Genomic DNA, 12,625 nt, shown 5'->3' with positions numbered 1-12,625 from the left:
AAACGATAGGTGTTGTGGGGTCGTAGCAACTGTGCAATGCTGACGACGCTTACCCGAAATATTTGTGGTCCATCGACCGAAATGCGCAGTGCCGCGAGCTCCTTTTTCCAGGAGCGTCCGCGAGGAGAAGTCAGTTGTAGCCGTTCATTTTTCATCAGTGATAGAGGGAGGCGACGATGACGTTGGTCCTCAAGAGCAAGGATGGCATCTGGTATTGGTCAGATGGAAACCTCTTAGACGTCAGCTTCCCTGCCGCCCTCTACGGAAAAATAGACGGAGTTCTTCTTCCCACTGATCCGACCTCTCCGCCGGCAGCGGAGGTGGTATGTCCCCGAAGTATCACGTTCACTGTGCCGGGCTCGCCGGGCGCGACCGTCACGGTTGTCGAGGACGGAGGCAATCTCGACTTCACAGTGAACATGCTTGGGCCGAAGGCCGACCTGTCGGGGCTCTTCTTCGATCTTACCAACAACAAGCTATCCGGTCTTACGGTCAGCGGCGATCCGCAGATCACGCAGTTCGTGACTGGCGCGGGCAGCGTGATCAACCTGAAGAATGGGGTGAATCTGAACGGCGCCAAGGTGCCGGCGTTTGACGTCGGCATGGAGTTCGGGTTGGCCGGCATAGGCAGCGATCATCTGAATATCCAGTCCGCGAGCTTCGTCTTGAGCGATAGTGCTCATGACCTGTCAATTGATGACCTGCATCCGGCGGGTGAGACCGGCATCGTCGGGATCAGAACGCTGAGCGTTGGGCAGAAACTTGAAGCTGTGGCGCCATATGCGCCGACGGCGACGCCCGATACGGTCACAACGCTGGAAGATACATCGATCACGATTCCGGTGAGCGCTCTGGCGACCGACAGGAACGGCGGCGCGATCCTGAGGATCAGCGAGATCGGTTCGGGGGCGGAAGGACCGCAGTACGGCACAATCACCATCGCGCCGGACGGTCAGAGCCTCATCTACACGCCGACGACACTCGACTACATGGTCGACGGGATTCTCACCGGCAACCAGGACGCGTTCCAGGTCTGTGTGACCGACAGCTTTGGCGGCGAAGTCACGAGCTTCGTTACGGTGAACGCCACGCCCGTTGCCGATCCGCCGAAGGTGACCGATCAGATCGCCGCGCCGCATGCGGGAGACGCCGCGACAACGGTTCGGTTCGATGTGACCGTGACATCGGGCGACTTCGCCACGATCGATCAGACGTCGGACTATATCAAGAGTTTGGCTCTTTCATTGACCGGTACCAATATCAGCGGAATTACCGTCACGGATACCGCCGGCTTGTTGTCCGGCAACCTGATCGGCGCCCCAGCCAATCCGGGACAGTTCACGGACGAACTCGTTGTCTCACTACCTTCGGGATCGACGTTCAGTGACACCCTGTCGATGACCGGAACGAATGCCGAGACCGAGAACACCGGCGTTCCGCCCACCGCGTCCACGACGATCAGCCAGACCATTACGGCGGATACCGAGACGACGCTCGAGGATACGCCGATCACGATCCCGATCGGCAATCTGGTCAGCGGCGCGAACATGAAGATTACGCAGGTAGCGCCAGGACCGCTTGGGCCCAAATACGGCACGGTCAGCATCGCGCCGGATGGACAGAGTCTCATCTATACGCCGACAATCCTCGACGACATTGTGAACGGAATGCCGACCGGAGGTCAGGATGTCTTCCAGGTCTATTCCTCCGACGGTGCCGGCAACAACGCCGTCACGCTGCTCACCGTCAAGGAAACGCCGGTGGCGGACACGCCGTCGGTGGATGTGAAAGTTCTGCCGATGCAGCCCGGCGACCCGATCAACGAGGTTCGCCTGCAAGTCACTTCTCAATCCGGCGACTTTGGTACCGTGAACCAGGGGTCGGACTTCATCCAGAGCATCGCGCTGAACCTGACCGGAACCACGAGCGCCAGTTCGATCACCGACACGCTCGGATTGCTGTCAGGCAACACGATCACGCTCAACTCCTCCAATCAGGGCAGTTTTCAGGATGAGATCGACGTCCTGATGCCGACCGACACCTCGGTTGTCGATTCGCTGGGTATCACGGCGACGGCGGCCGAGACGGAGAATACCGCGGTCACCGCCTCGAACAGCACGAGCCAGTCGATCGCGATCGACAACGTCAAGACATCGAACGATCTGAACTTCCAGACTTCGGGTCAGAGCATCTGGGATACGGGAGCAGCCTTCAGCAAGGACTTCAACACCGGGTTCCTTGGCATCGACAAGAGTTACAGCACCTCGAAGAAGGCTGTGATCGGCACACTGGGCATCTCGACCACGATCGCAAGCGCGGGCGCCAATTTGCACTTCAGGGCCGGAGTTCAGGCGGATCTGAAAATAACGGCGGGCGACATCAGCGCAACGCTGCCGTTCCAGGTCGGATTGGACTCGACTTACAACAAGACGACCGACACCCTGCAGATCATGGCGACCGATATGGAGCTGGGCAATGGGCACTTCACGGCTCATGGTCCAAGCGGATCGTTCACTTTCGGGTTGGATCTCGGCCTCTCTGCCGGTGCACACGCCACCGTTTTCGGTGCCGGTCCAAGCGTGAATGTTACCGTCGGGTCGTTCACCAAGCCGGTGCTCGGGTTCAGTCTGAAAAGCAGCCAGCTGAGCACGACCATCGACCTGAAAGGGGGATCGCTGACCCTCGCATTCCCCAACGTGAACACCAACGGCAGCAACCCGAACCCCGGTACGATCTCGGGTACGGGAACGAGCAACGATATCGTGAACCTCTCGGGCGATCTCGTCGCGATTGCCAGCAACATCCTTCTTGGCTCCGACGTCACCGATATCAACGTTGGTCCGCTGTCGATCGACGTGCTGGACCTGATCCTGGGCATCGGTCTGAACGTCGTCCAGAAATTCGATCTCAATTCGTCCGGCCTGGTACCTGCGCTGGTCCTGGAGGACGGAACGGTCGAGTCCCTGTCGTTCGGCACGCCGCTGACGATTCCGAACGCGTCGACCCACGACTTGAACCACGACGGCAAGATCGACCTCAACCTCGGCTTGGTGCCGGCAGCGACGTTGACCAACAAAACTTCGCTCGGCGCGACCATGAATGCCTCGATCACCGCGCTGGCGCTGTCGGTCAGCCACATCGGCTCCTTCACGGCATTCAAGGCCGGAACGACCGTCCAACTCGGCACATTCCCGCCGATCTACAACAAGACGTTCGCGTTGAATGGTTTCGGGCAGCAGACTGTAGCGCAGACGGTGTAGGTGTCGATGTAGTCGGTCGAGTTGGGCTGTGGCAAACGTCGATCAAGAGCAATCGGGGCCCGTACCAGTCATCGCCGGGGCTGATACGGGTTTGATCGCGCTCTGCCAGATTGCGCGACACCTGGGCGTGCCGGCGAACCCCGTCGCCATAGGCCGCCATCACCTAGCGGCTGGCCAAAGCGCGAGTGATGAAGACCTGCTTCGCATCGCCCGACGTCTTGGATTGCGGGCGCGGTTGGTAAAGACAGGCTGGGACCGGCTCGAGAAAACGCCACTGCCGGCGATTCTCGTCAACAAGGATGGTCGATTCAGCATCGTCAGCCGTCTGGTCGATGGTCGGGCCGCGGTGCACGTCGCGGGCGCTGCACTCCCGCATCTCGTGGAGCGCTCGGAGCTGGAGCAGGAATGGACCGGCGAGCTGATTTTGCTCAGCAAACGGTTTTCGCCCACGATGCTGGTCAATAGCTTTGACGTGCGCTGGTTCCTTTCGGCCGTGCATCGCTATCGCTATGTGCTTTCGGAGGTCCTGGTCGCATCCTTCTTCCTCCAACTGCTCGGCCTCGTGTCGCCGGTGTTCTTCCAGGTCGTCGTCGACAAGGTGCTGGTGCATCGGGGTCTGTCCACGCTCGATGTGCTGATGATCGGCCTTGCAACGGTGTCGGTGTTCGAGGTGACGCTGGGTGCGCTGCGGACCTATGTGTTCAGCCACACCACCAACCGCATCGATGTCGAACTGGGCGCGCGGCTGTTCGATCATCTCCTGGGTTTGCCGCTGGCATATTTTGCCAACCGCCGTGTCGGTGATTCCGTGGCACGCGTGCGCGAGCTGGAGAATATCCGCAACTTCATCACCGGCTCGGCGCTGACGCTCACGATCGATCTGTTTTTCACCTTCATCTTCCTCGGGGTCATGTACCTCTACAGCCCTCCGTTGACGTGGATCGTTGTTGCGTCGTTGCCGCTCTACGTGATCATCAGCCTGGTCTTGACCCCGGTGTTGCGCCGCCGCCTCGATGAGAAGTTTGCTCGAGGTGCCGACAATCAGGCCTTCCTCGTCGAGTCGATCAGCGGTGCCGAAACCATCAAGGCAATGGCCGTCGAACCGCAAATGCAGCGGCGATGGGAGGAACAATTGTCCGGCTATGTCCGGGCGAGCTTCCGTACGCAGACGTTGGGTAACATCGGCGGGCAGATCGTTCAGTTCATCAACAAATTCACCATCGTCGTCACGCTCTATCTGGGAGCCAAGGGCGTGATGGCGGGCGAGCTCACTGTCGGCGAATTGGTCGCCTTCAATATGCTGGCTGGACGCGTGGCCCAGCCGGTGCTGCGCATCGCACAGCTGTGGCAGGACTTCCAGCAGGCCAGGCTCTCGATCGCTCGCTTGGGAGATATCCTGAATACGCAACGCGAGCCGGCGCAGATGGGTGCGGCCTCGCTGCCGTCGATCAAGGGCGAGATCCGGCTCGAACATGTCACGTTCCGCTATCTGGCAGGCGGACCGCCGGTCCTGACTGACGTGTCGCTGAATGTGGCGCCGGGCCAGGTGATCGGCATCGTCGGACCATCGGGATCGGGCAAGTCCACCCTGGCCAAGCTGGTCCAGCGGCTCTATACGCCGGAATCCGGCCGGGTGCTGATCGACGGGGCCGATCTTGCGATGATCGATACGTCCTGGTTGCGCCAGCAGATCGGCGTCGTGTTGCAGGACAATGTCCTGTTCAACCGCTCGGTGCGAGAGAACATCGCGCTGGCCGATCCCGGCGCGCCGATCGAGCAGATCATCCGCGTCGCGACGCTGTCGGGCGCACACGACTTCATCCTGGAGCTGCCTCACGGCTACGATACGATGATCGGCGAACGCGGAGCATCGTTGTCCGGTGGTCAGCGCCAACGTATCGCGATCGCCCGCGCGCTGATGGCAAATCCCCGAATCCTGATTTTCGATGAGGCCACGAGCGCACTCGACTATGAGAGCGAGCGTATCATCCAGGAAAACATGCGTCGTATCGCGGCAGGCAGGACCGTGCTCGTGATTGCACACCGGCTCTCGACGGTCCGCGGCGCCGATTGTCTCGTCACGCTCGACCGCGGACGAAAGGTGGAGGAGGGCACGCACGAAGAATTGCTCCGGCGGTCGGGACGCTATGCCCAGCTCTACCGGCTACAGTCGGGGATCTCCAATGCCGTCTAACGGGGCTCCTGCCGGTCGTACGGCCGGCAAACTGATCCTCTTCCCGCGGGGCTCGGCGACCGAGCGGCGAGCTGCGGAGCGGGAGTTCCTGCCCGGGGCGCTTGAGATCATCGATACACCGGCTTCGCCCACCGGGCGTCTGATGATTGCGGTCATCGTCCTCCTGGTGGCGGTGGCGGTGACCTGGGCCTGTCTTGGCAAGGTGGACATCATCGCGGTCGCGAACGGACGGCTGATTCCGGCCGGCGAGGTGAAGCTGATCCAGCCGCTCGAAATCGGCGTCGTGAAGCGGATCGCGGTTGCCGAAGGCGATCAGGTTCGACGCGGTGATGTACTGATTGAGCTCGATCCGACCACAACCGGAGCGGACGTCGAGCGGATAGCGCGCGATCTGATGCAGGCGAAACTCGACGCAGCGCGCCTGTCGGCGCAGCTGACCGGAGACGCGGGGGCTTTCGTTGTCCCGTCGGACGCTGACGCCGCACTGGTCGAGACGGCAAGGCGGCAATTGTTGACCGAGCTGGCGCAGCACCGGGCCAAGCTTGACGGCGTCGATCAACAGATTCAGGCCAAGGCGGCCGAGCGGGACGAATCCAAGGCAACCATCGCGAAGATTGATGCGACCCTTCCACTGCTCGAAGAGAAGGTGCGGATGTACAGGGAATTGCTGGAGAAGAGTCTCACCTCGAAGGTCAACCTGCTTGAGTCCGAACGGCAGCTGGTCGAGGCAATACACACCCGCACCGCAACACAACATCACGTCGACGCGACGGCCGCGCAGGTCGCTGCGTTGACGCATCAGTGGAAGCAGACCGAGGAGGAGTTGCGGGATCAGGATATCAAGGAACTGGTCAAGGCGAACCAGAATGCCGCCCAATTGTCGCAGGACGGGATCAAGGCCCGACAGCGTACCGTCTTGCAGACGCTGCGGTCACCGGTCGACGGGACCGTTGAACAGCTGTCGGTCCACACAATTGCCGGCATTGTGACGCCGGCGCAAACGTTGATGGCCGTGGTCCCTCGGGAGTCGAAGCTCGAAATCGAGGCGGTGCTGCCGAACCGTGAAGTCGGCTTCGTCGAGATTGGCCAGCCCGCGGAAGTGAAGATCGAGGCATATAACTATACGCGCTACGGCCTCCTGCACGGCATCGTCCGCCTTGTCGGTCACGACACCTTGCGATACGCGCACCCATCCGGTGACGCAGCCGGCAAGGATCCCCTCGCGGCGAAGGAGCAACCTCCGCAAAGTTCTTCGGAACGCGAGTCCTCTTACATGGTGCGCATTGCCCTGAACGAGACTGCGATCGACACCGAGCAGGGGAAAATGCAGCTGGGGCCCGGCATGGGAGCGACAGCGGAGATCAAAACCGGACAACGGCGTGTGATCGAGTATGTCCTGTCGCCGATCATGAGATACCGACACGAGAGTCTGCGCGAGCGATGAGCAAGGCATCCCAGGCAACTACGAGGACGAACACCGGGCGTGGTCCTGCCGAAGAATTCCGCGCGCAGCTGGTTCAGCTGTTTGAGGGGAACGAGGGGTTCCGCACTCAGGTGACAGACATCGCCGATACGCTTTCCGCTGCGGTCACGGCGCACAAATCCGGCAATCTGGAGCAGGCGGAAGCCGGATACCGCGGCATCCTTGCAAGGCTGCCCAACCATCCGCAGGCGCTCCATATGCTCGGCGCCATTGAATTGCAGCGTGGCAACGTCCAGCCGGCCATTGATACGATCAGGCGAGCGATCCAGGTTCACCCCGGCCATCCCGAGGCATGGGTCAACCTCGGAGCGGCGCTGCGAGCGATCAATGACAACAAGGAGGCCATGAGCGCGTATCAGCGCGCCATCAAGCTCAAGCCTGACATGATCCTGGCCTACACCGAACTTTCAAGGCTGCTGATGGAGATCGGTCGCTATGAAGCGGCGGTTTCCTATTGCGAGGCGGCGGTCGCGATCGATCCCGGTTCCATGCCGGCGCGCATCCAGCTCGCTATTGCCTTTCGGTGGGCCGGGCGCTTGCAGGACGCCAAACGCCACTGGTCGGAGATCATCGCCCTGGCGCCCAACAGAGCTGAAACCTACTACGTGCTCGGAACGCAGTTCAGGGATCTGGGACAGTTGCCGGAAGCACTGCGGTGCCACAACAAGGCACTGGCCCTGAAGCCGGACATTCCCGAATTCCTGTGTGCGAAGGGCGCCACGCTCATCTACCTCAATCGGGCTGACGATGCGTTGGGGTGCTTCGAACGGGCAGAAGCGCTTTCACCTGATATGCCTGATGCGCTCACTGGCATCGGTTGGGCGTTGCGATCGCTGGGGCGGTTCGAAGAAGCCGACGGTTATTCCCACAAGGTCCGCGCTCTCAGCCCCGGGGATCTGCGATCATACAAGCACGTTTTCAGTGAGGGTAAGGCGCTGGAGGTCGAAGAGGAGCTGCACCTCGTTGAGCTGCTGGAGCGGTCTGATACAGGTACCGACGGTCGCATCACCGCGGGTTTCGGCCTTGGACGCCTGCTCGACAAGGCCGGGCGATATGACGAAGCGTTTGCCCGATATGCGGCTGCAAATGCGCTGGTGCGCGAAATCTGGCCGAGGATGGCCGATCAATTCGACAAGGACGGTTTCAGCATCCGGATCGAGCAACTGATCGAAGGCTTCCCGGATCGTTCGAGCGTTGCACCGGCTGATTTCAGCAACATGTCGGAATTGCCGGTATTCGTGGTCGGAATGCCGAGATCCGGCACCACGCTGGTCGAGCAGATCTGTGCCAGCCATTCACGCGTATTCGGAGCGGGTGAGCTCGGCGACATCATCCGGCTCGACAATGTCCTGAACAGGCCGGACGTTGCCGGCTCGGTGGACAAGTTTCATCAGACGGCGCGTCAGCTCGCGAAGGATCACATCGTCAAGCTGTATGGCGATGCGAAAGGCGCATGTCGCGTGGTCGACAAAATGCCGGACAACGTTCTTCACGTTGGTCTTGTCATGCGATTGTTTCCCCGAGCGCGGATCATCTGGTGCAGTCGCGACGATCGCGATACCGCGCTGTCGTGCTACTTCCAGATGTTCTCCCCGGGAGCCCAGCATTTTTCCTATGACCTCGCCGATTGCGGCCACAGGGCGCGGCTGATCGATCGTTTGGCCCGACACTGGATGACGTTACTGCCCAACCGGATGATCGAGATGAATTACGAGGCTCTGACCGCCGATCTGGAAGGTCAAAGCCGACGTCTGATCGAATTTCTCGGTCTGGAATGGGAGCCTGCTTGCCTGGACTTTCATCTTACCGAACGTCCGGTCTCGACCGTCAGCTACTGGCAAGTCCGGCAACCCCTGTATCAGAGCTCGGTCGGGCGATGGCGGAACTACGAGAAACATCTCGGTCCCCTGTTCGAGGCATTGAACCGGCATGAGTGACACAATCGCCATGGTGCCCGACGGCGCGCCGCTGTCGCTGGCATCGTCCTCCGACATCCCGACGCTGCTGAGGGATGCGATCGACGCGTACGGAAACGGGCAGGGGCAGGACGCGGAGCGGCTTACGCGCCGGATCCTGGCACAGCAGCCTGATCACCTGGCCGGCCTGCAGATATTGGCCGCGATAGCCGGGCAGACCGATAGGCTGCCGCTTGCGTTGAAGGTCGCGCAACGAGCGGTATCTCTTCATCCTGATCTTGCGTCCACTCATATCCAACTGGCCAACCTGCTCCGACAGGCCGGCAATCTTGCGGACGCCACCAAAGCGCTCGAAGTAGCGCTGTGCCTTCAGCCGGACAGTGCCGAAGCCCAGAACGATCTCGGGCTTGTGCACCTGGCCGCGAGCGAGTTCCGGCGAGCTGCTGATCGCTTCGCCGAGGCGCTGCGTCTCGATCCGAAATCCGGGCTCATCCATTACAACATGGCGCTTGCGTCGGAGGCGCTCGGTTCGCTCCCCGCGGCTGTCGAATGTTATCAGGAAGCCACGCGGCTGCGGCCGAGCCTGGTGGAAGCACACTTCAAGCTCGGCCTGCTGCTGGAAGAGCAGGGCCATCGCGAGCGTGCCGGCGAATGCTTCCGGGCTGCCGCTGCCCTGCGACCTGGCACGGCTTTCGCGCTGTTGTGTGAGGCCAGGGTACAGGGCTTTGCGAGCGACGACGCTGCGGCGGAAGAGCTGGTCAGGCGTGCGATCTCGCTTGAGCCGCGCAGAAGTGATGCGCATGCGATGCTGGGTACCATTCTGATGCAGGGAGGACGCTTCGAGGAAGCCGCCGCGTCATTCGATCTGGCCAACGCGCTCAATGCTCAGGACATATTGGGACCAGTCGGATTGGTCGAGGTGAAGCAACTCTCGGAGGCGGACAGGCCCCTGATCGGGCAATTGGAGCTCAAGCTGGAAAACCCGGCCATCACCGGGCACGAGGCCGTTCTTGTTCATTTCGCGTTGGGCAAGGCTTATGACGATCTTGGTGAGTATCGTCACGCCATTGAGCATTTCGACAGCGCCAATGCCTTGAAGAAGCGCGTGAGGAACAAGCGATATGACCACGAGGCGCATGCGGGCCTGGTTGACCGATTGGTCCAGCGCTTCACGCCGCAATTCATCGCGCGCAACCGGGACATGGCGAGCCAGTGGGATGTGCCGGTGCTCATCGTAGGCATGCCGCGCTCGGGCACCACATTGGCGGAACAAATCCTCTCAAGCCATCCTGAGGTCGCAGCGGGTGGTGAGCTGACCTTCTGGACCGACCGCGCTGCTGATTTCGGAGTGGATCGCGATGGCAGGATCGATCCCGCATGGATGCGGGAGACACAGAGCGCATATCAGGTCATGTTGAGGCAGATCTCGCCTGACGTGCGCAGGGTCACCGACAAGCTGCCGCAGAATTTCCACAATGTCGGGCTGCTGCATGCAGCCTTTCCCGGCGCCCGCGTCATCCATTGTCGTCGTGACCCGATCGATACGTGCCTTTCGATCTATTTCAACAACTTTGCAAACGGTATGGACTTCTCCTTCGATCGAGCCTGGATCGTCGACTACTACCAGCAGTACGAGAGACTGACCGACCATTGGCGGAGTGTGCTGCCCTCGAGCTTTCTGCTCGAGATCGGGTATGAGGAGCTGGTCGGGGCGCCTGAGCCGGTCATACGAAGGATGCTCGACTTCTGCGGCCTGGAATGGAACGAGGCGTGCCTTCGGCCGGAGCGGAATCAACGAGTGATCAAGACAGCGAGCTTGTGGCAGGCGCGGCAGCCGATCTACGGCACTTCCGTATCCCGATGGCGGCGTTACGAACCGTGGCTCGATGCCTTCGATCGTTTGCTGGCCGGGGGGCATCCGCAGACCCGCCACGTCCTTTCGAAGCAAGGCAGCGAATGGCAAGGCGACTGAAAGACGCGGCATTGGCCCGTTATGCGCTGCCCGCCACGTCAGAGCTCGGGCGGCATGACAGGGAGCTTGGAGGGATACAATGAGAGTCACCGCTCCGAGAAAAATCCTCATCATGGGGCTTCCGGGCGCCGGCAAAACGACTCTTGCCAACGCACTTGCACCGCGACTTAACGCCGTGGTCTTCAACGCCGACGAGGTGAGAAGCAACGTCAACAAGGATCTTGGTTTTGACGAGGCCGATCGCATTGAACACGCCACTCGGATGGGCTGGTTGTGTGACCAGGTCGTGCGGACGGGGGGCTTCGCAATAGCGGACTTTATCTGTCCGATACCGGCAGCGCGTGCAGCTTTTCTTAAGGGAGGTCCAGCCTTCGTGGTCTGGCTGGACCGGATTCAGATAAGTCGATTTTCTGACACCAACCGGCTGTTCGTCATGCCCGAGCAGTTTGACGTTCGCGTCGATGCGGAAGGCTCTCCCCAATACTGGGCGGAGCAGATTTGCCGCCTGGTCAGGCCAGTGTTCAATTCGCAGAAGCCCACAGCGCTCTTCGTTGGTCGCTATCAGCCGTTTCATGACGGTCACAAGGCCCTGATCGTGGAGGGTATTCGTCGGGTTGGGCAAGCCTGTATCGCCGTGCGTGACACGACAGGGGTGGATGCGAGCAATCCCTTCGACTTCGAGTATGTGCGATCCCGAATAGAGCACGGACTACGTGCTTACGAAGGTCTGTACGTTATCGTTCGGGTGCCGAACATCACCAGCGTAATGTATGGAAGAGATGTTCGGTACACGATCGAGCGTCTCGATCTCGATCAGTCAGTGCACCAAATCTCTGCGACCAACATACGTGCCGCGGAGGTTCGGACGCTTGCGATCGGCCCAGCAGCGACGGCGGAATAGGTAGCAAAAGGTGCGATCGCCGGAGGCTTGGGTGTGGGACGTTACGCGCGGGTGCGCGCGGTTAGGCCGATACCGAATTTGCTCGTGCGGTTCGTACCGCTGCAACAAGCTTTCTTGGCGGCTGCATCGGCTTGCTGGGTAGGCCGCCCTTCAACCGATACGGCCGCCACGATCGACCCGAAACTCGCTCAGAATTTCTCGGAGATTGGCATCGAGTTGATCCACGATCCTGGAGCGTCGAAGGAGGTGGAGACATAGTGGGTCGCGTGTGCACTCCACCCCGATTTCGTGTGCGCTACGTGTGCACGGCGAGATCAAATGCGGTACAAGCGTGTGCAATTTTGGCTGGTTTGGAGTGCACACGTGTGCACTTGTTCCCGCTCCAGTCCCCTCAGGTGATAGGGTAAGTAATTGGAATATCAAGACTATCGCTTTTCTGTGGCCCCGATGATGGATCGGACTGAGAGCTGAAGTTCTTCAATCGGTTAGAAGGCGTCGTGTGCACGACGTGTGTACCGGGAGATCAAGAAAAATCTTGCTCCAGCCAATGTGAGCAGGCTCCCTGAAGCGTATAGAGCCGTGCCAGGTTGGACGTGCGCGACAAAAGTTTCCGAGACAGGCCAGTAGGTAATGAGCAGCCTCGATCGCCGGTAGCTTCCCCGCCGCTCAACTGGTCCTGGAATATACGGAGGCCAACGGCATTCGCCTGCCGAGCCGGCGACGTGCCCATACGCGCGGCCCAGATCGGCGCCCGATACTAGATATGCTGAGTGGTAACGCTGGGGAGAGACGAGTCGCGTGTTTCGCGACCCTCAGAAGCGCGATTGCGATCGCTGTTCATTGAAGTCCCATTGCTTCCCCAAGTAGGCATCTCGGTGGCGCGCGAGATCGGAAAATCA

Annotated in this window: 6 protein-coding genes; all 6 read left to right on the top strand. The window is 60.6% G+C overall.

The features are described from left to right. Positions 1-176 precede the first annotated feature (176 nt). The 6 genes from FNJ47_RS38700 to FNJ47_RS38675 all read left to right on the top strand — a co-directional run bounded on the left by FNJ47_RS38700 (position 177) and on the right by FNJ47_RS38675 (position 11,726). A complete protein-coding gene (locus FNJ47_RS38700) occupies positions 177-3,260 on the top strand; it encodes an Ig-like domain-containing protein (RefSeq protein ID WP_163161090.1) in 3,084 nt (1,027 codons plus the stop codon). Positions 3,261-3,330: 70 nt separating this feature from the next. Next, positions 3,331-5,454, top strand: coding sequence for a type I secretion system permease/ATPase (locus FNJ47_RS38695; protein ID WP_163161091.1), 2,124 nt, complete (start codon positions 3,331-3,333; stop codon positions 5,452-5,454). Beyond that, positions 5,444-6,898, top strand: coding sequence for an HlyD family type I secretion periplasmic adaptor subunit (locus FNJ47_RS38690; RefSeq protein ID WP_163161089.1), 1,455 nt, complete (start codon positions 5,444-5,446; stop codon positions 6,896-6,898). The genes FNJ47_RS38695 and FNJ47_RS38690 overlap by 11 nt, the downstream gene beginning before the upstream one ends. Beyond that, the gene (locus FNJ47_RS38685; protein ID WP_163161088.1) at positions 6,895-8,874 is read left to right on the top strand and encodes a tetratricopeptide repeat-containing sulfotransferase family protein; all 1,980 of its coding nucleotides are present in this window, start codon (positions 6,895-6,897) and stop codon (positions 8,872-8,874) included. Before FNJ47_RS38690 ends, FNJ47_RS38685 begins: the two co-directional genes overlap by 4 nt. Positions 8,875-8,884: 10 nt before the next feature. Then, positions 8,885-10,825, top strand: a complete 1,941-nt coding sequence (locus FNJ47_RS38680; protein ID WP_163161087.1) for a tetratricopeptide repeat-containing sulfotransferase family protein — start codon at positions 8,885-8,887, stop codon at positions 10,823-10,825. Positions 10,826-10,904: 79 nt separating this feature from the next. Further along, positions 10,905-11,726: an adenylyl-sulfate kinase gene (locus FNJ47_RS38675; protein WP_163161086.1), complete on the top strand. Its 822-nt coding sequence runs from the start codon at positions 10,905-10,907 to the stop codon at positions 11,724-11,726. The last annotated feature ends 899 nt before the right edge of the window (positions 11,727-12,625 follow it).

This window comes from Bradyrhizobium uaiense (genome assembly GCF_010811875.1).
GTDB lineage: Bacteria > Pseudomonadota > Alphaproteobacteria > Rhizobiales > Xanthobacteraceae > Bradyrhizobium > Bradyrhizobium uaiense.
Note: the sequence above shows the minus strand (reverse complement) of the source record. Positions and strands in the feature narration are given on the sequence as shown.